The following is a 24,548-nucleotide window of genomic DNA, read 5'->3' on the forward strand; positions in this document are numbered from 1 at the left end:
ACCTTCTTTTTTAAATCAATCCTTCCTTTAACAGATCATGAATGTGAATAATTCCCAAATAATTCTTTCCTTCAACTACTGCCAGTTGGGTTATTGCATTTTTCCGCATAATATCAAGTGCTGAAACAGCCAGTTCACCCGCTTCTATCGTCTTTGGGCTCCGTGTCATAATATCGCGGGCCACCGTGCCCTCAATATCGGTATTCTTCTCCAGCATCCGCCGCAGATCCCCATCAGTAATAATTCCTTCAAGCTCTTTTTGTTCATTTACAACAGCCGTTACTCCCAGTCTTTTTTGTGTAATTTCAACAATGACCTCTTTTAACGATTGGTTTTCATAAACCAGGGGGCGGTCATTTCCCGGAAAAACATCTGCAACAGTCAGGTACAGCTTTTTTCCCAATGTTCCCCCCGGATGAAATTTTGCAAAATCATCATCCCTGAACCCTTTCAGGTCCATCAGGCAGGCGGCCAATGCATCGCCCATTACCATCTGGGCTGTGGTACTGGAAGTGGGCGCAAGATTATTAGGGCAGGCTTCCTGGCTCACCGTCGTATTTAAAATAAGATCGGCCTGCTGGGCCAGGTAAGAGTTTGTATTGCCCACTATCGCGATCAGCTTGTTCCCAAAATTTTTCACCAGGGGCACCAGCGCCTTTATCTCCGGGCTATACCCACTTTTACTGAGAATGATTACCACATCCGCTTCCTGTACCATTCCAAGATCACCATGCAATGCATCAGCTGCATGCATAAAAATAGAAGGCGTTCCGGTAGAGTTAAACGTAGCCACAATCTTTTGCGCCACCAGGGCACTTTTGCCAATTCCGCTAAATACCACACGTCCCGTGCCATTCTGAATGAGCAAAACCGCTTGTTTAAAATCATCATTCAACAACAGCTGTACTTCGCTAAGCGCATCGGCCTCTAGCTGGAATGTCTTTCTGGCGCGTTGTAAAATATTGTCACTCATTTATATATCAGCCTCGTTAAGAAAACACAAATGTATTATTTATATAGGCACAAAAAACTTTAACCATTAATATTTTAAAAGCAGGCCAACCTTAGCTAAATTCGCTACCCGAAAATTTTTTTTTTCTGAATATCCGGCGTATCTTTTAAGGATATTGAACGACAATTAAATCTTTATATTACAGAAATGGCAGTGAAAAGCGAAAAGAAGGCCACCAAAAAAAAGGAACCTGCGGTCAGCCGCTCAAAGAAGACAGAAACAAAGACAGATCTACATGGAGAATTACTGAAGAATTTTGGGTTTCAAAAATTCAAGGGAAAGCAGGAAGCCATCATCCAATCGCTTTTGTCAGGAAAAGATACTTTTGTTATTATGCCAACCGGTGGTGGTAAAAGCCTCTGTTACCAGCTACCTGCCGTTATCATGGACGGTGTTGCCATTATTGTTTCTCCGCTGATCGCTTTGATGAAAAACCAGGTAGACCTGGTGCGGGGTTATAACAGCAATGATGAGATCGCGCACTTTTTAAATTCTACATTAAATAAAAAGGAAATAAAGGAGGTTCATGACGATTTGTTATCCGGCAAAACAAAGCTGTTATACGTAGCGCCGGAAACACTTACCAAACAGGAGAACCTTGCTTTTTTCAGCGACCTGGATATTTCCTTTTTTGCGGTGGACGAAGCGCATTGTATCTCTGAATGGGGACACGATTTCCGGCCGGAATACCGCCGCCTCCGGGAAATGATGAACCAGATCAATCCCCATGCAGCCGTTATTGCACTAACAGCTACCGCTACTCCAAAAGTACAGAGCGATATCATTAAGAACCTGGTACTTAAAGATGCAAATATCTTTATATCTTCTTTTAACCGGGACAATCTCTACTATGAGATCGTACCCAAGGTGAATAAGAAGCAAACCAACGAAAGTATTGTCCGCTTTATCAAAAGCATGAAGAACAAAAGCGGTATTATCTATACCTTGAATCGTAAAACAACAGAAGAACTGGCTGATATCCTGATGGCCAATGGTATCAAGGCAGTGGCATATCATGCAGGTCTCGACAGTAAGCTGCGGGCAGAGCGGCAGGACCAGTTTTTGAATGAAGACGTGCAGGTGATTGTGGCCACTATTGCATTCGGAATGGGGATCGATAAACCGGATATCCGCTTTGTGATCCATTACAATATTTCCAAATCGATCGAGAACTACTACCAGGAAACAGGGCGCGCCGGCCGCGACGGGCTGGAAGGAAAATGCCTGCTCTACTATTCGCATAAAGATGTAAGCAAGCTGGAACATTTGATGCGCGACAAACCGCTTAGCGAACGCGAAGTAGGTGCCCAGCTGATCAACGAAACGGTGGCCTATGCCGAAAGCGGCGTTTGCCGCCGGAAAGTGATCCTGAGTTATTTCGGAGAACAATATGAGGTGGAAAACTGCGGGCAGTGCGACAACTGCAAGCATCCGAAGGAACGTATGGAAGCAAAGACCCAGGCCGTGCTGGTGTTGAAAACCATTAAAGAACTGGACGAACGTTTTGCAACAGATTATACTGTAAACATCCTTATTGGCAAACTAACACCCCAGGTCAAGATGTTCCGTCATGAGGGATTGTCTTCTTTTGGTATAGGAAAAGACCAGGATACATTGTTCTGGAACTCCCTGATACGCCAGATGCTGCTGGAAGGGTTGCTAAAAAAAGATATTGAGGAATATGGTGTAATCAAAATAACGCCGGCTGGAACAGCCTTTTTGAAGAAGCCCAAACCACTCTCTATCGTACTCAATAATAAATTTGAGGAAGCCTGGGACGATGACGAAGCCGCCGCCGCTGAAGACGGTGACGGGGCGGCTACCGACCAGCAGTTGTTTGAAATGCTGAAAGAACTGCGTCAGAAAGAAGCCAAACGAAAGAGCCTGCCGCCTTTTGTTATTTTTCTGGAGAACTCATTAATGGATATGGCCACCCTGTACCCAACCACCGTGGCTGAACTGGAAAAATGCCAGGGAGTGAGCAAGGGAAAAGCCATCCGGTATGGGAAACCTTTTGTAGAGCTGGTTGCCCGGTATGTAGAGGACAACAATATCCAGAAGCCGGACGACTTTGTCATGAAAAGTGTAGTGAATAAAAGCGGGAATAAGGTTTATATCATTCAGCAAACCGACAAAAAGATCCCCCTGGAAACCATTGCCAAAAACAAGGGCTGGCAAATGAACGAGCTCCTGGAGGAAATGGAAACCATTGCCGCCAGCGGCACCAAGCTGAACCTGGGCTATGCCATCGATGAAATGCTGGATGAGGAGGAACAGGACGAGATCATTGATTATTTCAAAAGCTGTGAAACCTCGTCCCTGCAGCTGGCGCAGGAAGAACTGGCCGAATTCGATTTCAACTGGGAACAGCTCAAGATCATGCGGATCAAATTTTTAAGCGAATACGGTATGTGATGATCCGGTTTAAAGCTTTTTAGAAGTTTTTCCACATATTTTTGACAATATACTGTATATACGCTATATTTGCACCCCGCTAAGGCGGAAAGGATGGTGCGGTAGCTCAGTCGGTAGAGCAAAGGACTGAAAATCCTTGTGTCGCCGGTTCGATCCCGGCCCACACCACAAAAGATCCCGGAGTAATTCGGGATCTTTGCTTTTATGCACTTTCCGGAAATCCGGAAAATAGCATTTCAAAAAGCAATCAGGTTATCCGGAAATCCAACGCTTGTGATACTTTAGTTTGCGAATATTGCTTCCAGTTTGCGAGACAATGATTTATTGTCTCTTTCCATCAAATTAATAGCGATAATTACGCCGTTTTCATCAATCAGGTAGTTCTGGGGAACAGCCCATACACCCATAGCATAAAGCAGAGGATGATCATATCCATCTCCAATACTCACATTGTACCAGTCGATGTTTGACGTTTTAATAGCCTCCTCCATTTTTTCCCTGGAGTCCAGCGCAACACCAAAAATTTCAAACCCTTTATCCTTGAAAGACGCATATACCGGTTTTAAAACCTTTTGCTCGAAAATACAGGGAGCGCACCAGCTTCCCCAAAAATCAATCAGCATATACCGGGTTGAGGGATTTTTTAACGCCCCATTTTTGCGGTGCTCATTTAGGAAACTTAAAAATTGGGGTGGAATTTTATCACCGGGCTTTAATCCATCTTTATGAGCAGCCAAAAATTCCGCCAGCAGCTCCCCAAAATGCGATGTTTTTATTTGAGTACTGAATGTGGCATACAGTGTTTTTACCTTAGTGAATGGTAACATCTGACGATACAGATATAACTCCACTACACTCTTATAGGATGCGGGGTATTGTTCAATGTAGGACAGCACGCGATGCATTTTAATCGTGTCGTTATATTTTTCAAATTCTTTATCCTTAAGAATATTCTTATACTGTATATAATCCTTATTTGTTCTGGTTTGCGTAACACGGGCATTGGGTAAATCCGATGCTATAGCATCCATTTTTATAAGCGTATCCTCAAGCCAAAAAATGCATCGTTTCTGCTTGTTTGAAAAATTAGTCAAATCATCCACAAATATTGCTGCTTCAACGGGCTGGTTAATACTTCCCTTGAAACTAAATTGACCATTTCGAACAATTGTGGAATCTATCTGCCGATCAAATGCCCTTGCTAAATAAACTTTACTGTTTTCCGGAAGTTCCTTTATATGGCCGTTCACAATGTAATTTTGACCTATTGAGTTTGTGCCATAAAAAGCCAGAAGGATGAAAAAGAACAGTATTTTTCTTACAACAGTCATATAGTTTATTATTTTGGTATTGTAGATAAACGATCACGTTTACATAAATATACCATTTATGCCCTCATTACCAACTTATACTAATGATACAGGCTCCTTTAGCAATTAGCATCTGCAGAATGCAGCTACTTCAGGTGAGCAATCCCTTTTAAGCCCCGCATGTTTCCAAACATTATAGCTCATATAGCCAGCGCAACAAACGTAAAGCCAAACAGTCTACCGGCGACCGTTCAAATAATGATACAATTGAGTACCCGCCAGCAGGAAGGCCCCTACCCCGTAAACCTCTGTGCTTTCCGCATTCACCTTGTCTGGTGCAGCACCAATCCGTTGTACGTAACCCAACATTCCCTCTGCATTCACTGAAGACACCATAACAGCCCAGGCGCGCTGTGCTGCCGGCCAGTAAGCAGCTTTATCCAGCAGGCCATGGTTCAATCCCCATAATATTGCATAGCAAAAGAAACCGGTGCCACTCATTTCCTTTACCGGGAAACTTTCCGGATCCAGGAGTGATGCATGCCAGCTGCCATCTGGTTGCTGAAGGGAAACCACCTTTGCAATCATGTCCTTATAAAGCTTCTCAAATCTTGCTTTGTCGGGATAATTTGCAGGCATATTCTCCAGCATACGTACCAGCCCTCCTAATACCCAACCGTTTCCCCGGGACCAAAATGTTTTTTGTCCGTTCTTTTCCTTTTTATTAAAATAATTCTCATCTCTGAAATAAAGTTGCTCAGAGGGGTCATAAAGAAAATCTGTAGTCTTCCACCAGAGCTTCGCTGCCATATCCAGGTACCGGCTGTCTTTTGTTGCACTGGTAAGATAAGCCAGGGATGGTGGTCCCATAAACAATGCATCGCACCAGGCCCATTCCCTCATGTGCACATTATTTTTCCAGTTCAGCGGCTCATCATGCGGCATTGCCAGGATGCTATCTGCCAGCAGCACAAAAGGCGCTATCATCTTTTTATCTCCATATTTCATTGAAAGCTGCGCATAAGTCTGGCCAACGCAGTAGTCATCTGCAAAAAACCGCCGGCGACCAGTGTTCCATCCCAGGTCATTTCCTATACGAACCAGTGCCTGCAGGTATTTCTTTCCTCCTTTGAGTGTACCTGCACTGTACAACCCGGTATAGCAGGCACCGTTTGTCCAGTCTGATTTGGAATATTTAAACCCCTTTGTTTCCCAGTTATTCAACTGCCAGTCGGCCACGCGATGCATGATCTTTAAAACTTCTTTGGGTTTTGGATCCGCTGCCGATGAACGGGTCGTCATTGTAAAAAAAGCTGCTGCTAAAAAAATAAACAGGGTCTTAAAGGAAGAAGTCGTCATACTGCATTTTTGTTATGTATTCAATAATCGTTATTAGACATGAAAGTAAGAAAAGTGCCGGAGAAATCAAGATAGAAACAACCTTGGTTTGGTTTTGCAAAACCAGTAACAACCCCATTGATACAGCTATAGCAATTGAAGTGCGGCAAAATCGACGAAATAATTCGTATATGTTTTTTCTTTCTAATCTGCCACCGGCACATCTATGTGGTGGCCTTCGTCACTTTTCTTATTCAATAAAAAGTTTAGCGCCAGGTAAATAAAATGCAGGTTCCGGTTACCGCCAGGCGCCAGCTCCCGCTGCCACATATAGCCGGTAGAGACCCCTACTGTATTTGTAAACTGGTAACCAAGGCCTGTAAAGAGGCGGTTTCGTTTCAACAGATCGGCCCTGGGTCCAAAAAACAGCTCCTCAAAACCATTGACGAAAAAGGTTTGCGCTTCAACTTTTTTCTTGTTAATAGGCAGGGTTGCGCTCAGGCGGTAGCGAAAACGCTGATCGGTTTTATTATCCGCTGTTTGCGGGTAATGAAAAAAGCGTTGTTCAGCACGGCCACGATGATCCAGTTTCAGTTTACCGATATTGTTGGTAAAGGTATATTGCAGCCACAACCGCAGCTCTCTTTGATAGAGGTCATGCTCCCTGAATGTAGTATACCTTCCAAAACCAATGAATGGCTGATTTCTGCTGTTAATACTATACCCGATCCCTCCTTTTGTTTCATAATAATCCAGGGGAGTAAATTTTTCTATGGATCGTGCCTGCAGCTCGGTATATGCCGTCCATTTGGGGTTAAACTTATAAGTAATTGACGTCATCAGGAAACCTGAAAGATGTTCTTTGTTTTCGGTTTGGGCAATTACTGTATAACTGGTCAGGAAAATAAATACAAGTACTATGGTGGTGCTGCGAAACATAATTTTATTGCTCATTGATTGTTTTAATATACCATAGGGTCTTTTGGAACTACCGGCCCATATATACCATAAGGATCTGGATATCGCTGGGTTTGATTCCTGAGATCCGGCTGGCCTGCCCCAGGGTCTGAGGACGGATCCTGTTTAATTTTTCCCGGGCCTCGTTTCCAAGGGAACTTAAACGGGAATAGTCGAACCCGGCGGGTATTGAAAGACTTTCCATTTCAGACATCCGGTTTACGAGCTCCCGCTCTTTTTCAATATAGGTTTCATACTTTGTAAGAATAGAAGCCTGCTCCAGTTCTTCCTTTGTATAGTTCTTTACCTGTTCTTTTAGAAAAGGAACAGCATTCACCAGGTTATCCAACTCAATATCCGGACGCAATAAGATCTTTTCTATCTTTTGTTTTTCCTGGATCGGCGATGAGTCATGTTCAGAAAGAAACCCGTTGATATCTTCAGGACGCAGGGCCAGGCTTTTTAATATCTCCCGTATATTGGCAATATTTTCATTTTTTTGCCTTATTTTATTCATTCTATCTTCAGATGCGAGTCCCAGGTTATAGCTGATAGGTGTTAACCGCGCATCCGCATTGTCCTGGCGCAGCAGGGTACGATACTCTGCACGGGATGTAAACATGCGGTAAGGCTCCTCCGTTCCCTTATTGATAAGATCATCGATCAGTACACCAATGTAAGCATCGCTTCTCCCGAGTGTGAACGGATCTTTTTCCCGTACTTTGAGGTGGGCATTGATTCCAGCCATAATCCCCTGACAAGCGGCCTCCTCATAACCTGTAGTTCCATTGATCTGACCGGCAAAATACAAATTATGTATTAATTTTGTTTCTAATGTGTTTTTAAGCTGAGTTGGAGGAAAGTAATCGTATTCGATAGCATAACCAGGTCGGAACAAACGGGCATTCTCAAAGCCGGGAACCATTTGCAAAGCAGCATATTGTACTTCCTCCGGCAAGGAAGTAGAAAAGCCATTTACATAGATCTCAACGGTATTCCATCCCTCTGGTTCCACAAAAAGCTGATGCCGCTCCTTGTCTGCAAAGCGGTTAATCTTATCTTCAATACTGGGGCAATACCGTGGTCCTACCCCATCAATTCTTCCGGCATACATGGGGCTTCGGTCAAAACCGGTTCTCAGCATATCATGAACTTTCTGATCGGTATAAGTGATCCAGCAGCAACGCTGCTTTTTAGGGTCGATCTTTGGTGTATCAGAAAACGAGAATCCCACAATTTCCTCATCTCCATCCTGGATCTCCATTTTTGAATAATCAAGACTTCTTCCATCAACCCTTGGCGGGGTACCTGTCTTCAACCGGTCACTTTCAAAACCAAGGCTTACCAGTTGTTCCGTAATACCGCTGGCTGCTTTTTCTGCAACCCTTCCTCCTCCAAACTGCTTTTCGCCAATATGGATAATTCCATTTAAGAAAGTACCATTGGTTAATACAACTGCTTTGCTATGAATTTCATGGCCAAGACCTGTGACCACACCAGCTGCTCTTCCATTTTTAACGAGCAATCCCTTCACCATATCCTGGTAAAAATCAAGATTGGGAGTCTGCTCCAGCATCTCCCGCCATTTAGCTGCAAACAACATCCTGTCGCTCTGGGCTCTTGGACTCCACATAGCCGGTCCTTTTGACCGGTTAAGCATGCGAAACTGGATCATAGACAGATCTGTAACGATACCCGAATACCCACCCAATGCATCGATTTCCCGCACAATCTGTCCTTTGGCAATCCCACCCATAGCAGGGTTACAGCTCATTTGTGCTATAGTCTGCATATTCATCGTCACCAACAGGGTTTTAGAGCCCATATTGGCAGCAGCGGCAGCAGCCTCACAGCCTGCATGTCCTGCACCCACTACAATTACATCATATTCTGGAAACATGGGTGCAAAATTACACCATTCCCTTGTTTTACTCTACTTCCCCGAATGATTCTGTAAAGAAACGCCTTACTAAATAAGCCCTATTCATTTTATTGTCCTTACTATCTGTTGTTCCACGTGAAACAACAGCCCTCTAAAAGCGCAAAATATTATCCCTTCATCTTTCCGCACCAGGGGATCCAAATCAGTTCATCCCAACCGAAAGCCAGGACTCCTATCAAATTGAGATCCGTTATATTCCGGATTTACAAGGAATGACGCCTATTTCTATCTGTAAAAAGATCCGAATCAGGGTCCGTTGTCTAAGCAATAATGAAACCAGCCGCCGCAAAAGAAACAGTCAGCAGGAATCCCCATATCCGGTTCTCCGGGAGATGCTAAAAAACAATGAGAAAAAAGCAGCGACTCCGGGGAAGTCCGCTCTCAGATTCGCCCGGAAATAAAACTAATAGCAATTAAATCAACCTCAATGTTCCACGTGGAACAGGCTAAAATTGCTTAGGCTCCCGGTTAAAAACCAGGCACCGGCCATGGTTGAAGGAAATTTTAGAACCAATTAAACGATAGTTATAGCTTCCGTAGATAAATTTTAATAACTGGCTTTCTAAATTATAAGATCTCTGATTGAAACAACACTGTATAAATACCAAATATCCCTTTACACAAGGTGTAGTCAGCAACTCAACATAAATGAAACAAAGTCATTCCCAAAGAAATCATCCTGTCGGAACCCGTCTATGTTCCACGTGGAACAAACATCCAGCAATCCGAATCACCCCCGGAGCACCCCTTTATGCAAAAGTTCAAAATAAATAATGCCAGGGCTATTTAAAAAAGTCTATTAACACCATACTAAGAGCAATTAAATGCCCGCTACTTCTAACAGAGAAATACTTTCAAGTCATAAGCGGAAATTTGGTCCTACATAAGTTTCCAGCATTCCTGAACAACCGATCAGACTTTCCCAACCCCATCATCCATACCCCGATCATCTATAAAACACCGGTAGTTGTCCCAAAAATAGCTCCCATTATAGGTACTTCGCCTGTTCCACGTGAAACAATATCACAATCCATACCTCAAAAGACACTGATCCTCCATATTCCGCATAACCGCTTGTTCCCGGGGTGTTTTATCATTATACCCACACAAATGAAGAGCTCCATGGAAAATAACTCTATGTAATTCCCGGTTAAAAGGCTCCTTTTGAACCAGGGCATTCGAACGCACAGTATCAACACTGATAAAAATATCAGCTACCATTGGCTCCGATGGTTTTTCGCGCACATCAAAGGTTATAATATCTGTATAATAGTCATGCTTCAGGTACTGCCGGTTGATTCCCAGTATTTTCTCGTCATCACAAAATATATAGTGCAACCTATCCAGCTCCTGTTTGTTTTCTTTAAACAGGATCGCCAGAAAATGTTTCAGCCTTTTCCGCTCTCTGAGTGTAACTTTTTTATGAAAAGAAAAAATAACCGGGGGTAGATGAATGGATGTCATATTTTCAAAATTCGTAAATAAAACACAACCTACAATAGTTAGATTTGCAACATGGAACAACAAAAAGAACTCTTATTGTCCGACCTAAAGCCCGGGCAACGTGCGCGCATTCAAAAGTTTACAACGGAAGAGATCTTTCTGAAACTGATGGAAATGGGTTGCCTGCCCGGTGAAGAGATAGAGATCATAAAAGTAGCACCTCTTAATGATCCCATTTCCATATCTGTTGCAGGTTATACCCTCAGTCTCCGGCTTGATGAAGCCCGGTTTATCGTTGTTGATACTATAATCTAACCCTATATGAAAATCGGACTTTTCTTTGGCTCCTTCAATCCCATTCATCATGCACATCTTATCATAGCCAATCATATCCTCAACCAGGAGCTGGTTAATAAAGTATGGCTTGTAGTATCCCCCCATAATCCGCTAAAGGAAACAGCATCTCTTCTTAACGAGAACCAGCGCCTGCATCTGACAAGACTCGCCATCGATAATGATACCCGTATGCAGGCCACAGATATAGAGTTCACCCTACCCCGCCCTTCATACACCGCCGTAACCCTGGCCCATCTAAGCGAAAAATATCCCCAGCATGACTTTTCATTGATCATGGGAGGCGACAGTTTTCAAAATATTGAGAAGTGGAAGAACTATAAATATATATTAGAAAATTTTAATATATTAATTTATAACAGACCCGGCTTTGAAACAGACACCCGTTTAAGTAATAGAATTACACTACTGGACGCTCCCCTGCTGGAACTATCAGCCACGCATATACGTCAGCTGATCAAAGCAAAAAAATCGATCCGGTATTTACTTCCGGAAGCTGTTATTGAAGAAATAGAAAAAGCCGGCTATTTTAGAAAATAACCCAGCAATAAACAAAAGCCAACCAATACCGGTGCCGGTATTTTTGTAAAGATCAATACAGCAGAAGTACCCAGCAAAACCCCCAGGTTTGCCAGGGCTATAGACTGAAAATTAAATATGGAAAGATCTTTCATAATATACACCGTAGACCCCATCATAATCCCCATTACCGCAGCATTGATACCCTCCAGCGACCGGTAGATCACTGAATATTTTTTTAGCATATTCCATATTGGAAAGAAGAATAACACCAGTAAAGCACTGGGCAAAAAGATACCTACCATGCCTATAATGGCACCCAGCACCTGTATAGAAGGACCCATATCCTTTAATGCCAGCCCACCCGTATAAGATGCAATCGAGAAAACCGGCCCCGGCATCGCCCGAACCATACCTATACCGGTAAGCATTTCCCCCTTATCAATCTTGATAGCGTTCGGATTCTTCTCCTTTACTTCATCCGGACGAACACTATACTGCTCATACATAATAGGCATCAGTACATTTCCGCCACCAAAAACCAGGCTACCCATCCGGTAGGTATTTTCAAAAAGGTTAACAGGCTTCCGGTATTGCCACTCATTCTTCCGCGCCAGCTCACTAAAAATACCGGCGAAAATAAAAATGATCGCAAAAAGCCAGATATTCCACCACTGGATCTTACCCGGTCTTACCGCAACCTGCGGTATCCGTTTCCTACTAAGATTCGTAACGACCCCCCCGGCAACGATCAATGCAGGAACAATAAAGGGTCTGCCAAAGAAGAAAAAAGTAACCAGGCCCGCTATAAAAGCGATAACCAAAGTAATCGTATTATTCACCGAATACGGAAAAGCCGAAACACAGGCATAAATTAAAAACCCGGCCGCCATAGGAACAATAAAGCGAAAAATATTCAGGCTCTCACCATTCAGATAATTCACCAAAAAAGAAAGTCCGCCCATAATGGCGCAGGCCGGCAGGATCCATACCAGCAAGGTCAGTATCGCCAACGGCACCCCACCTCTTTTAAACCCGATCAGCGTTAGCGTTTGTGTAGAGGAAGCACCCGGAAGCAACTGGCAAAATGCATTGTACTCCATCAACTCCTTCTCCGTTATATAAGGCGTTTGCTTCACAAAGGTCTTCATCATCATGGCCAGATGCGCCTGCGGACCGCCAAAAGCCGTTAAGCCATGCAGCAAAACTAATCTCAAAAAATGCAAATGCCTTAGCAACATCTCTAATGATTCAAAATATCCAGTCCTTTAATTTTCCTTATAAAACAGAAAAACCGGAACTACAACAAAATTTCCTCAAAAGTTACTACTTTCAACCACATACGCCATAAACCAAAAACCCCGCCCCATCTTTATCTTAAAAGATGCGTAGGACCTAAGCTTGCTGTTATCAAATATTCAATCCACCACAAACGCTGATCGTTTGCCCGGTTATATAAGATCCCATATCAGAAGCAAGAAATAAAGCGGTATTCGCGATATCTGCGGCACTTGCAAATTTGCCCAGGGGAATATCTGCAAGATATTTGGAAGACGCATCACCATCGTGCAGATAACTGGTCATGTCTGTTTCCACAAATCCCGGTGCAATAGCATTACAACGTATGTTACGGCTTCCCAGTTCCTTTGCCACGCTTTTTGTAAAACCAATAATACCTGCCTTGCTGGCTGCATAGCTTGCCTGTCCTGCATTTCCCATTACACCAATCACTGAACTCATATTAATGATGCTGCCGCTCTTTGCCTTCATCATGGGTCTGATCACCTGCTTTGTCATATAAAAAACACTATTCAGGTTTATCTGCAAAACAGACTCCCATTGTTCAGGAGTCATTCTCAGCAACAAATTATCTTTCGAAATTCCGGCGTTATTCACACAGATATCAATCGCTCCAAACTCTTTCAGTACTTCACCTACAAATGTTTCACAGGCTGCAAAATCACCGGCATTACTTTGCCAGGCTTTAATATGTACGCCCTTACTGGTCCATTTATTTACCAATGCATTTGCTTTTTCCGCACTACTATCACTTACATAAGAAAAAGCGATAGCAGCACCCTGCGCTGCAAAAGTTTCGACAATTGCTTCCCCTATCCCGCGCGCCGCACCGGTAACAATGGCAATTTTATTCTCCAGTAATTTCATAAAACAAATGGTTTATTAACAGCTTGCAAATAAAGTTAATTATTTTGTTACAATAAAGTTTAATAAAGAATCAGGCACAGCATTAACCCTTCGTAAAAAAGTAGATCACTCCTCTCTTATCATCACTGATAAAAAAAGAGTTCGTATCCCATTGAATAATATCACATGGGCGTCCATATCTTTTGTCTTCCGTTTTACCCTGAAGAAATCCTTTGATGATTTCCCTGTATCCGCCACCCGGAAGCAGCTGCACCACTGCATTTCCACGCTGCCGCCATACACTGGTACTTCCATGTAATGCCACCAGGAAAGACCTGTTCAGAAGCGGATCTTCAAAGTCACTTACATATTCAAAACCCAAAGGCGCTGCATGTGCCTTAAAGCTGTAGGGCGCCACCACAGGTTTTCTCACAAAACCCGGACGGCTGCTTTTTACAAACTGTGTATCGGCAACAATCGTCTTCCTATATTGATAATAATAAGGCCATCCGTAAAATCCATTTTCCACCACCGGGTGAAATAATTCCTCCGGTTTATCAGGTCCCCTGTTATCCCTCCCCATATGCGTTACCCAAAGCACGTCCTTTACCCACTTTATACCTACTGCATTCCGGATGCCTCTTGCAAAGATCCTTTTATTACCGCCATCAGGATCCATTTCCATCACCGTAGCCCGAACATCCTCCTTCTCGATGCAGGCATCGCAGCTGCTTCCCACACTCACATAAATCTTTCCTTTATTAAAAGCAATGCTCCGGGTAAGATGCCACCCCCCATATTTATAGCTCAAACCATAGTCCGGAAAAGTGCCAATCACCACAGGTGCTCCCGCGGCAATTGAATCGCCCGGGGTGTACCTGTAGTAACTCAGTTTACCCGTTTCTGCAATATAGAGATATACCTGACCGCCTGCCGTATAAAACGCTACCTGGTTAGGGTTATGCAGGTTCTCCAAAAAAGTAGTTACTTTTCCAAATGTTTTTCTCTGATGGTCCCAGTTTTCAAGGATCAGCACCCTTCCCTTATGATTGTCGCCCCTGTTATGCATATCCGTAACAAACAACCGTCCATCCGGGCTCTTACAAAAAAAGCGCGGGCGCTCCAGGCCCTGCGCAGCAACATTAATACGATACCCCCGAGGAACATTTAACTGAAACGGGGATCCCTTTTTTAATGTGATGGTTTGCTGATCCCATTGAAATTTCTCCTGTGAAAGGGAAACTAACGGTAAAATAAAAATACTACTGATTATCGCAAAACATTTCCACATGTTACAAACTTACAAGCCTGCAGCAGCACTGATCTCAAGCATCCTGTCTATCGGCTTCCTGGCAGCCAGCCTTAATGACTCATCCATAATAATATCCGGCAATCCATACTTCATACATAGATACAGCTTCTCCAGGGTGTTTCGTTTCATATGCGGACAATCATTGCAGGCACAGCTATTATCCGGCGGTGCCGGAATGAACAGCTTATCGGGGCTTGCCTTTTCCATCTGATGCAGGATACCTGTTTCTGTTGCTACAATATATTCCTTTGCATCATCCTGTTTGGTGTATTTCAATAAACCTGTGGTTGAACCAATATAATCAGCCAGTCTTAACAAGGGCTCCTCGCATTCCGGATGCGCAATCAGTTTGGCATTTGGATGCTGATGTTTCAGCCGGGTAATTTTCTCAAGACTGAATATTTCATGTACCATACAGGCACCATTCCACAACAACATATTCCTTCCCGTAACCTTGTTGATATAGGCGCCCAGGTTCTTATCGGGCGCAAAAATAATTTTCTGATCTTTCGGAAAGCTTTCCACAATGATCCGGGCATTACTGCTCGTAACGATCACATCACTCAGTGCCTTGATCCCCGCACTGCAGTTGATATAGCTCACCACCACATGATCCGGGTGCTGCTCTTTAAACTTTTGGAACAAGGGAGGAGGACAACTGTCACTTAACGAACAGCCCGCCTTAAAATCGGGGATCACTACTTTTTTTGTCGGATTCAGGATCTTGGCAGTTTCAGCCATAAAATGCACCCCTGCAAAAACGATCATATCGGCATCGGTTTTCTGCGCCTCCTGTGCCAGTCCCAGACTATCGCCGATGTAATCGGCAATGTCCTGGATGTCCGGTTCCTGGTAGTAATGTGCCAGGACAACAGCATTCTTCTCCCGCTTCAATTTTTCAATCTCAACAAACAGATCCAATTTCGGATCAACGGTCACATCCAGAAAACCGTTTTCTTCCAAGCCACTCTTTGCTGCTTCCAAAATACCTGAATTCATACTTGAAAAATTTTATCCCTGCAATGATACGACCAAGCTAAACAAAAAATCAAACTTTTTTCAAATCCTGTTTTTTCCTTTTAATAATATTTATATTAATTATTTATTTAAAATAAGCTATTATTATTACGGCTGTGGATTAGTGGATAACTCTGTTTTTCCCAATTTCCGTTTTTTCCCGCTTTTCGTTTACCCACATTAAATGTACAGATATCCACATAATGAAGGTACGGATCTTATGGCTTATGCGTGGTTATTAACAAAAATGTGAATTGATAGATGTTTACAAAAAACTAAAGACATATTAAATTTACACTATGTTAATATTGTTGGTATAAAATGACGGCTGTTAACCGAAAATAAAAAATGAGGACATCCTGTCCAATCTTTCAGCCAGTAATACATTTCACATACACGTTTCACGCAGGGTTATACACATTATCTTATGGTAATTAACAGGGTGTTGGGGACAAAAAGACGCTGTAAAAGAAAAAAAGCACGAGGTATTTTTTAAAAACGAATGTAAGTAAGTAATAAAATTTACTTTATCTTGCCCCATCTATAATTCTTAAAATGATGAATTTTTTTAAAAAATTTTTCGGCCTGACGGCCGGATTACTGTGCATGGGCCTGGCAAAAGCCGATGAAGGAATGTGGTTGCCCCAGCTGCTGGAAAACCTGAATGAGAAGCGGATGCAACAACTGGGTATGAAGATCAATGCAAAAGATATTTATGATATTAATAAAGGAAGTTTAAAGGATGCAATTGTAAGCTTTGGGGGCTTTTGCACGGGTGAGGTCGTTTCTGAAAAAGGGCTGGTACTTACGAACCATCATTGTGGGTTTGAGGCTGTTCAAAAACATTCCACACTTGACCGGAATTATATCCGGGATGGTTTTTGGGCGCGCAACCAGGCGGAGGAATTACCTAATGAAGGTCTTTTTGTGACTTTTATTGTACGGATCGATGATGTATCGGACCAGGTATTAAAAGGTGTACGCAGTGATATGAAGGAAAACGAGCGCCAGAGCATGGTTGACCGGAATACCAATATGCTTAAGAAAGCAACAAAGCTCAGCAAATTTGAAAATGCTTTTGTAAGTCCTTTTTTTGAGGGTAATAAATATTATCTTTTTATAACAGAGACATTTAAGGATGTACGTTTAGTAGGTGCTCCTCCTTCCAGTATCGGCAATTTCGGGCAGGACTCAGATAACTGGATGTGGCCCCGGCATACCGGCGATTTCAGTGTTTTCAGGATCTATGCGGGAAGGGATAATAGCCCGGCTGAATACGCACCGGATAATATTCCTTATGTGCCTAAGAAAGCCCTGTCAATTTCTCTCAGGGGAATGAAACAGGACGATTTTACCATGATCTTCGGTTTTCCCGGCCGTACATCTGAGTACCTTCCCAGTGAAGCAGTACGCCAGATCGTAGAAGTGAATGATCCGGCAAAAATTATGATCAGGGATAAGACCCTTGGCATTATGAAAAAATATATGCAGGCAGATGAGGAATTGAAAATAAAGTATGCTTCCAAATATGCCGGTATCGCCAACGCATGGAAGAAATGGCAGGGAGAAATACTGGGGCTCACCCGTACAAACGGAGTACAAAAGAAGCTGAACTATGAAGCTGATTTTCAAAAGCGGGTGGAATCCGGTAACCTGGAAAAGTACCGTACAGTTTTAGGAGAACTGAACAGGGTATATAAGGCAATAGAACCGTATGCGCTTACCCGTGATTATTATCTTGAAATTACCGGGAAAATTGAATTATTTGGTATCATCAACCGCCTGAGAGCTTTGAAGGATGCTACAAATAAGCCCGATTATGCCAAAGAGCGTGCTGCACAATTGGAAAAGCTGACGGCTCTGTATAAGAACCTGAGTATTGATGTGGATAAAGACATTTTTGCAGCATTACTGCCGGTTTATATGGAAAAACAGCAGGCGCAATATATAGCACCGGTTGCAAAACAGCAATTTGAACAGTATGGGAGGAACTATCAGCAATGGGCAGCGGCATTGTATGCAAACAGTATTTTTCTGGATCCTTCAAAGGTGCTGGAGGGGGTAAGATCTGATCCTTCGGTGCTTTATGAGTCATTTGAAAAAGACGCCGCGGCAAAATTGATCCTTGGAATGGCGGATCTGTATAATAATACAGTAACTCCGAAATTAAATGAGCTGCAGGCGGGGATCAACCGTTTGCAACGAAGATATATGCAGGCACAAACAGAGGTGTTTGCCGATAAAACTTTTTACCCCGATGCCAATAGCACACTCCGTGTGGGATTTGGCAAGGTTGATGGATATAACCCGGCAGATGGTGTCACATACAGCTATTATACCTATCTCGATGGAGTAATAGAAAAATACATTCCGGGAGATTATGAATTTGATGTTCCGGAAAGACTGCGCCGGCTGTACCGGGAAAAAGATTATGGGCGTTATGGTGTAAGGGACAGCCTGGGAAGCTACAGGATGCCTGTATGTTTCATTGCCTCGAATCATACTACGGGAGGCAATAGCGGCAGCCCCGCCCTGGATGCAAATGGTAACCTGACTGGCATCAATTTTGACCGGGTATGGGAAGGAACAATGAGCGACATCAGTTACGATGCCTCTATTTGCCGTAACATCATGGTAGATATCCGGTATGTGTTGTTCATAATAGAAAAGTATGCCGGAGCCGGTCACCTGATCCGGGAAATGAAGCTTGTGGATGCCGGAAAGTAAACCGGCATTATTTTGTATATTTAAGTATCTATTGATTCACTTAAAATTGATTCTTCATGGTAAATAACAAACACATTGCCACCTTTATATTGGGGGCGCTGGCTGGGCTGGCCGCCGGAAAATATACCAGTATGAGCGAAGAGGAAAAGGAGCAGATGATGAATAACCTGAAAGAGAAAGCGAATAAATTAAAAGAAGACGCTTCAAAATCTGCGGAACAGGCAAAGGACTATTTTTCGGAGCTGGCAACAAAAGGAATGGATTCATTAAAAGAACATTTTCCCGGTGCTGAAAAATGGATGAGCGATCTCTTTGGAAATAAGAGTGCCGATAGTCATACAGCGGCTTCAGATACCGGGAGCACAGAGGCATCCCCTTCTTAATTTATACAAAGAACATCCTCCCGTTAAAAGTGAGGGACAAAAGCGGGCTATAAAATACTATTAGGATTAGGCACCAGCTTCAGGATCTTATGCAGGTTCTGCTGGTAATTTTTGCGGTCCAGCTTGTAGAAATAGGCACCCTTCTTTGATCCGGTTTTGTCTTTGTCGCGTTGTTTCAGCAATAGTCCTGTGGAAAGCATTTTCCTGCTGAAGTTACCTTTATCAAAACTGGATTCGTACACATCTTCAAAAAGGCTTTGCAGGAGAGGAAGGGTAAACTTATCCGGAAGCAATTCAAAAAGGATGGCATGTGATGTTGCTTTATACTGCAGCCGTTTCTTTGCTGTTTTTACCATCTCTTCGTGATCAAATATCAGGTTTGGAAAGTCTTTTATAGAGAACCATTCGGCATGGTAGGCATCACTTATAAATTCTTTATATTTTTTAATATCGATCAGCGAAAAATATGCAATGGAAATGGTCCGCTCCTGGGAGTCTCTTCCCGGATCAGTAAAGGTATAAAACTGCTCCTGGTATACGTCTTTTAAACCGGTTAAGGAAGCAAGGATACGGCTGGCTGCCTGGTCGGCACTCTCGTTCTTTGCAACAAATCCTCCCATCAGGCTCCACCTTCCTTTTAGTGGAGTAAGCGCGCGCTTTACGAGCAGGATCTTTAGGTTTTGCCCATCGTAGCCAAAAACGATACAATCCACCGCAACAGTATAACGCGATTGATTACTATATTTTGCCGCCATAAATGTGCCGGGTTGGAATTTTCAAAATGACAATTAATGTTATGTAACGGCAAATGTAATGGTTCTGCAGATGAATTTAAGAGGGGATGAAGTATTTTATTTTTGAAGATCTGTCGCTTTTTAAAAGAAAATGCGAGACGCTGAGGCCTCGCATTGCTTTTGAAAAATTCAGAAAATAGTATATTAAGAATTCATGCTTGCCAGGAATTCTTCGTTGCTTTTTGTGCCTTTCATACGACGGAGCAATTCTGTCATTGCCTCTTCCGTCTTCATATCGGCCAGGTACACCCGCAATAGATTCATCCGCTGCAGAACATCTTTGTCCAGCAACAGGTCATCCCTTCTTGTAGAAGATGCGGTAAGATCAATGGCCGGGTAGATCCTTTTATTGGAAAGTCTTCTATCCAGCTGCAGTTCCATATTACCGGTTCCTTTGAACTCTTCAAAGATCACTTCATCCATTTTACTTCCGGTATCAATCAATGCGGTGGCCAGGATCGTTAAGGATCCGCCATTTTCTATTTTACGTGCGGCACCAAAGAACTGCTTTGGTTTTTGCATGGCATTTGCTTCAACACCACCACTCAACACCTTACCGGAGGCGGGCGATACCGTATTGTGTGCACGTGCCAGGCGGGTAATGGAATCCAGGAGGATCACTACATCATGGCCGCATTCTACAAGCCGTTTTGCTTTTTGCAAAGCAACGGTAGAAACCTTTACGTGCTTTTCTGCTGGTTCATCAAAGGTAGAGGCGATCACTTCTGCCCGTACGCTGCGCTCCATATCCGTAACCTCTTCCGGGCGTTCATCCACCAGTACCACCATTAAATAGCACTCCGGATGGTTTTCAGCAATAGCATTGGCCACTGCTTTTAGCAACATGGTCTTACCGGTTTTTGGCTGGGCCACGATCAACCCGCGCTGTCCCTTACCAATAGGAGTAAAGAGATCAATGATCCTTGTAGAGAGGTCCGAAGGACGGGTGAACAGATTGAGTTTTTCGTAGGGAAACAGCGGAGTCAGGTAATCGAACGGAACCCGGTCTCTTACTTCATCCGGTTTTTTACCATTGATCGTATCCACCTTCAGAAGAGCAAAATATTTTTCGCCTTCTTTGGGAGGACGTACGGCTCCATGAATGGTATCGCCGGTCTTTAAACCAAATAATTTTATCTGAGAAGGAGAAACATAAACATCATCCGGGCTGGAGAGATAGTTATAGTCAGAGGACCGCAGGAAACCATATCCATCCGGCATCATTTCCAGGACCCCTTCACTCAGCACCATCCCATCAAATTCTACATTGAAAGAAGGATTCGGATCTTTTTTTGAGGCATATACCTTGTTCTCTACAGGAAAATCATTGTCCTCTACAATTGCCGGTGCCGGTGCATCATATTTCTCTGTTGCCTTCAAAGCCTGTAGTATAAAGGCCTCCGTAGCTGCATCTGTTTTAAACACCGTTTCTTCTTCTGTTGCTTCTTCATTGTTACTGGTGGCAGGAGCTTCCTTTGCTGAAGGAGTTTCCTCTTTCTTTACCGGTGCTTTAGCTGCTTTCTTTTTAGGAGCTGCCTTTTTAGCTGCCACTTTTTTAGCTGGTGCTTTTGCTGTTTTTTCAGCAGGTTCTTCTTCCTTACCTTCTTCTTCAACAAAGGCTTCTTCCGTACCAATAGAAGTAGTAGCTTTTACAATGCGTTTTCTTTTGGGGCGTTCTTCGGCGGAAGCTTTGGACCCTGTTACAGCCTGACTGTCCAGGATTTTGTAAACCAGGTCCTGTTTGTTCAATTTTTTGGCATTAGGAATCTTTAACTGTTCGGCAATGTCTAACAGTTCAGGAACGAGCATATCGTTCAATTGTAAAATGTCATACATAAATGTGCGGGATTAATCAAAAGATTAAATCTTAAATATGGTAATAATTTGGTAAAGAATTCAAGTTTTTTGGATTGACAAATGATAATTGATATTATCATTCAGCAGAGATGATCATATGTTATAGGGTCATTTCTCCAACAAAATTAATGTCTTTTCAGTAAAATCAAAAATTTTTAATAATTATCTCCCCTTTTTGGGTAATTCTTAACGGGCTGTGCGGAAAATCCATCCGGCTCAGTTCCTGCATCCGGATTGCCACGGTTTTTGCCGGGTCCAGGTGCGGGGTCCGGTCATTTGCGGGTAACTGAATAGTTGAAATGATCCTTCCGCCGGCAAAGTCTCCATTTTTATTCAGCTGTATTTTGAGTATAGGAGCAACGCCCATGGGCCCTTTAAGGCTTATAGATCCATAGGTGGCATAGTTTCCAAGGCTATAAGCGATCAGCTTATTCCGGTACAGTTCAATACCCCGGGCAACATGGGGACCGCTTCCCAGAACCAGGTCTGCCCCGGCGTCTATACAGGCCCGCGCAAAAGCGTGAACATCTCCCCTGTCCTCCCCGTGAAAAAGCTCCTTACGCTTCAGTACATGATCCATGCCATCGCCTTCTGCGCCGCCATGGAAGTAGATGATCACCAGGTCAGTACTGTCTTTGATCCTGCTGATATGCTGCGTTACCTGCTGTGGGTTGCTTATGTGTAAGTGCCGCCAGCCAAAGCCAGCTGTTATGATACCATAGCGGATACCGTTTTTGTGAATGATCTGGTGTGCCTGGTGGTGCTTAACCCCGGCAAACCCGATCCCCGTTTTTTTCAGCAGGGACATGGTCTGGTTTAGCCCGGGGTTGCCAAAGTCGCCGGAATGGTTGTTGGCCAGGCTCAGAAAATCAAAGCCAGCGTCTTTAAAATATTTTTCAGTGCCCGGCGGCATCCGGAAGGCATAACAGTTCTTTGGATTGCTGCATTTTTTTTCGGGAACAGCGGCACCGGTGATCACTCCTTCCAGGTTGCCGATAAGGAAATCGCCGGATCTTAAGGAATCAGCCAGGGGTAGCAGGATATTCCTTTTGGGCATTCGTAAAGTATTGGGATAATCGGAGCCCAGCATCATATCACCTACGGCGGTAATGGTTACCAGCTCTTTTTTTGCGGGCAACTCCTTTTGAGCGGTAACAGGTGCAGCGGGCGTAGGCCGCGGATCATTGCACCCAATGATCAAAAGGTTAGCGGTAATAACAAAAAGCAGTCGCATCATTGATACAAAGATAGCGAGAATAGATTGCGTAATGCAAAGGCACCGGGGCAGCACATCTTAATGGATCTTTTAAGAATTGCCTTTTCTGCGGAAGCCCTTTATCGGAGCGCCAGGGGATCCGGCTCAGCAGCTGAACAACAATTCCGGCAAAAGAAATATATAGGATTAAAAAACGGCTTTTACATATACCAGTTTTTAGATAACTGAAATTTTCAGATATGCCTCTCCGGTGCACCCGGCCTCTAACTGCGGAGAAAACACATCTTGTGATTATCTTTGCCGCTCAAGAAATAGTAATATGTTTAACAAAAGGATCAAAATCAAAGAACTCCTGCAGCAGGAGCCGGCAGCACAGCAAGTAACCGTAATGGGATGGGTACGTACGTTCAGAAATAACCAGTTTATCGCGTTGAATGACGGATCTACCAATACCAATTTGCAGGTGGTGGCCACTTTGGGGATGTTCGAAGAATCCTTATTGAAACGGATCACTACATCGGCATCGCTGAAAATAACCGGTACAGTTGTTCCTTCTGTGGGAAAGGGTCAGAAGCTGGAGGTAAAGGCAGAAACAATAGAGATCCTGGGCGATTCCGATGCGGAAGCATATCCATTGCAACCCAAGAAACACTCCCTGGAATTTCTGAGAGAAAAGGCGCACCTGCGTTTCCGGACCAATACATTCGGGTCTGTTTTTCGTGTACGACATGCCCTGGCGTTTGCTGTACACAAATTTTTTAACGAGAAGGGTTTTGTGTATTTACATACCCCTATTATTACAGCCAGTGACGCTGAAGGCGCCGGTGAAATGTTCCGGGTAACCACGCTCCCGTTTGAAGATACACCCAGAAACGACGATGGATCGATCAATTTTAAAGAAGATTTCTTTGGAAAATCGACTAATTTAACCGTAAGCGGCCAATTAGAGGGGGAACTTGGGGCTACCGCATTTGGTGAGATCTATACCTTTGGACCCACATTCCGTGCGGAAAACAGCAATACCGCCCGGCACCTGGCTGAATTCTGGATGATCGAGCCGGAGATGGCCTTTTATGACCTGGAAGATAATGCCAATCTTGCTGAAGCATTTATTAAGTATATTATCCGGTATGTGCTGGAAAACAACCGTGAGGATCTTGATTTCCTGGCCCAGCGCCTGGCCGATGAAGAAAAGCAACTGCCCCAGGATAAGCGCAGTGAGATGGGACTGATCGAAAAGCTGGAGTTTGTATTGAACAACGATTTCCAGCGCCTGTCTTACACAGAGGCCATCGATATTCTGCGGGAGAGCAATTATAACAAGAAAAAGAAATTCCAGTATCCCGTTACCGGATGGGGTATGGATCTGCAAAGCGAACATGAGCGCTACCTGGTGGAAAAACATTTTAAAAAACCGGTCATCCTGATGAACTATCCCGCTTCTATTAAAGCGTTTTATATGCGCATTAATGAGGATGGGAAAACGGTGGCTGCTATGGACATCCTGGCTCCGGGCATTGGCGAGATCGTGGGTGGCTCTCAGCGGGAAGAACGGCTGGATGTGTTGCTGGAGAAAATGGAAAAGATGGGGATACCCGAGGAAGAACTTTGGTGGTACCTGGATACCCGGCGTTTCGGAACCGTTCCGCATGCAGGGTTTGGACTTGGGTTTGAGCGGATGATCCAGTTTGTGACCGGTATGAGCAATATCCGGGATGTGATCGCTTTTCCGCGGACACCCAAGAGTGCAGAGTTTTAATTATTTTATATCCGATATAAAAAAGGCAAGTTTATCTATAACTTGCCT

At 43.6% G+C, this 24,548-nt stretch carries 19 protein-coding genes and 1 tRNA gene; 7 read left to right on the forward strand and 13 right to left on the reverse strand.

All coding sequences use genetic code 11. The features are described from left to right. Positions 1-10: 10 nt before the first annotated feature. The gene (locus BLS44_RS19290; protein WP_090391877.1) at positions 11-973 is read right to left on the reverse strand and encodes a KpsF/GutQ family sugar-phosphate isomerase; all 963 of its coding nucleotides are present in this window, start codon (positions 971-973) and stop codon (positions 11-13) included. 186 nt (positions 974-1,159) lie between these two features. Here BLS44_RS19290 and recQ point away from each other — a divergent pair, with 186 nt between their 5' ends. Together recQ and BLS44_RS19300 are read left to right on the forward strand one after the other, a co-directional pair. Then, complete coding sequence (recQ, locus tag BLS44_RS19295) at positions 1,160-3,427, forward strand: DNA helicase RecQ (protein ID WP_176954489.1); 2,268 nt, start codon at positions 1,160-1,162, stop codon at positions 3,425-3,427. A 95-nt stretch (positions 3,428-3,522) separates the two neighbouring features. After that, positions 3,523-3,595, forward strand: a tRNA-Phe gene (locus tag BLS44_RS19300). 113 nt (positions 3,596-3,708) lie between these two features. Here BLS44_RS19300 and BLS44_RS19305 read toward each other — a convergent pair. The 5 genes from BLS44_RS19305 to ybeY all read right to left on the reverse strand — a co-directional run bounded on the left by BLS44_RS19305 (position 3,709) and on the right by ybeY (position 10,438). Beyond that, positions 3,709-4,758 (reverse strand): TlpA disulfide reductase family protein, encoded by a 1,050-nt coding sequence (locus BLS44_RS19305; protein ID WP_090391878.1) that lies wholly within the window; start codon positions 4,756-4,758, stop codon positions 3,709-3,711. 216 nt (positions 4,759-4,974) lie between these two features. Further along, on the reverse strand, positions 4,975-6,096 hold the full coding sequence (locus BLS44_RS19310) for a glycoside hydrolase family 88/105 protein (protein WP_090391879.1): 1,122 nt from the start codon (positions 6,094-6,096) through the stop codon (positions 4,975-4,977). 183 nt (positions 6,097-6,279) lie between these two features. After that, positions 6,280-7,029: a DUF2490 domain-containing protein gene (locus tag BLS44_RS19315; RefSeq protein ID WP_245729284.1), complete on the reverse strand. Its 750-nt coding sequence runs from the start codon at positions 7,027-7,029 to the stop codon at positions 6,280-6,282. A 34-nt stretch (positions 7,030-7,063) separates the two neighbouring features. After that, positions 7,064-8,932: a tRNA uridine-5-carboxymethylaminomethyl(34) synthesis enzyme MnmG gene (gene mnmG / locus BLS44_RS19320; RefSeq protein WP_090391880.1), complete on the reverse strand. Its 1,869-nt coding sequence runs from the start codon at positions 8,930-8,932 to the stop codon at positions 7,064-7,066. Between the two features lie 1,065 nt (positions 8,933-9,997). Beyond that, entirely contained in the window at positions 9,998-10,438 is a 441-nt protein-coding gene (ybeY, locus tag BLS44_RS19325) for an rRNA maturation RNase YbeY (protein ID WP_090391881.1), read from the reverse strand. Between the two features lie 51 nt (positions 10,439-10,489). Here ybeY and BLS44_RS19330 point away from each other — a divergent pair, with 51 nt between their 5' ends. Next, positions 10,490-10,732, forward strand: coding sequence for a FeoA family protein (locus BLS44_RS19330; RefSeq protein WP_090391882.1), 243 nt, complete (start codon positions 10,490-10,492; stop codon positions 10,730-10,732). Between the two features lie 6 nt (positions 10,733-10,738). After that, complete coding sequence (gene nadD / locus BLS44_RS19335; protein ID WP_090391883.1) at positions 10,739-11,311, forward strand: nicotinate (nicotinamide) nucleotide adenylyltransferase; 573 nt, start codon at positions 10,739-10,741, stop codon at positions 11,309-11,311. Here the strand turns inward: nadD and BLS44_RS19340 are convergent. The 4 genes from BLS44_RS19340 to nadA all read right to left on the reverse strand — a co-directional run bounded on the left by BLS44_RS19340 (position 11,296) and on the right by nadA (position 15,746). Then, positions 11,296-12,507, reverse strand: a complete 1,212-nt coding sequence (locus BLS44_RS19340; protein ID WP_245729285.1) for a chromate transporter — start codon at positions 12,505-12,507, stop codon at positions 11,296-11,298. The two genes, nadD and BLS44_RS19340, sit on opposite strands and share 16 nt — an antisense overlap. A gap of 193 nt (positions 12,508-12,700) precedes the next feature. Then, positions 12,701-13,456: a 3-oxoacyl-[acyl-carrier-protein] reductase gene (gene fabG, locus BLS44_RS19345; protein ID WP_090391885.1), complete on the reverse strand. Its 756-nt coding sequence runs from the start codon at positions 13,454-13,456 to the stop codon at positions 12,701-12,703. Positions 13,457-13,538: 82 nt separating this feature from the next. Continuing rightward, a complete protein-coding gene (locus BLS44_RS19350) occupies positions 13,539-14,726 on the reverse strand; it encodes a PQQ-dependent sugar dehydrogenase (RefSeq protein WP_143019853.1) in 1,188 nt (395 codons plus the stop codon). Positions 14,727-14,735: 9 nt separating this feature from the next. Further along, the gene (gene nadA, locus BLS44_RS19355; protein ID WP_090391886.1) at positions 14,736-15,746 is read right to left on the reverse strand and encodes a quinolinate synthase NadA; all 1,011 of its coding nucleotides are present in this window, start codon (positions 15,744-15,746) and stop codon (positions 14,736-14,738) included. Between the two features lie 573 nt (positions 15,747-16,319). Between nadA and BLS44_RS19360 the strand changes: the two genes are divergently transcribed. Both BLS44_RS19360 and BLS44_RS19365 read left to right on the forward strand, forming a co-directional pair. Further along, on the forward strand, positions 16,320-18,491 hold the full coding sequence (locus tag BLS44_RS19360) for a S46 family peptidase (RefSeq protein ID WP_245729287.1): 2,172 nt from the start codon (positions 16,320-16,322) through the stop codon (positions 18,489-18,491). Between the two features lie 56 nt (positions 18,492-18,547). After that, the gene (locus BLS44_RS19365; protein ID WP_090391887.1) at positions 18,548-18,874 is read left to right on the forward strand and encodes a hypothetical protein; all 327 of its coding nucleotides are present in this window, start codon (positions 18,548-18,550) and stop codon (positions 18,872-18,874) included. A gap of 47 nt (positions 18,875-18,921) precedes the next feature. Here the strand turns inward: BLS44_RS19365 and BLS44_RS19370 are convergent, their stop codons facing one another. The 3 genes from BLS44_RS19370 to BLS44_RS19380 form a co-directional block, all read right to left on the reverse strand. Beyond that, the gene (locus tag BLS44_RS19370; protein WP_090391888.1) at positions 18,922-19,629 is read right to left on the reverse strand and encodes an NUDIX hydrolase; all 708 of its coding nucleotides are present in this window, start codon (positions 19,627-19,629) and stop codon (positions 18,922-18,924) included. Between the two features lie 183 nt (positions 19,630-19,812). Then, positions 19,813-21,504 carry a transcription termination factor Rho gene (gene rho / locus BLS44_RS19375; protein WP_090391889.1) on the reverse strand — a complete coding sequence of 564 codons (1,692 nt, stop codon included), beginning with the start codon at positions 21,502-21,504 and terminating at the stop codon, positions 19,813-19,815. Between the two features lie 166 nt (positions 21,505-21,670). Further along, on the reverse strand, positions 21,671-22,762 hold the full coding sequence (locus BLS44_RS19380; RefSeq protein ID WP_245729288.1) for a CapA family protein: 1,092 nt from the start codon (positions 22,760-22,762) through the stop codon (positions 21,671-21,673). 298 nt (positions 22,763-23,060) lie between these two features. Here BLS44_RS19380 and asnS point away from each other — a divergent pair, with 298 nt between their 5' ends. Then, a complete protein-coding gene (gene asnS / locus BLS44_RS19390; RefSeq protein WP_090391891.1) occupies positions 23,061-24,500 on the forward strand; it encodes an asparagine--tRNA ligase in 1,440 nt (479 codons plus the stop codon). The last annotated feature ends 48 nt before the right edge of the window (positions 24,501-24,548 follow it).

The organism is Niabella drilacis (assembly GCF_900101395.1).
Lineage (GTDB): Bacteria > Bacteroidota > Bacteroidia > Chitinophagales > Chitinophagaceae > Niabella > Niabella drilacis.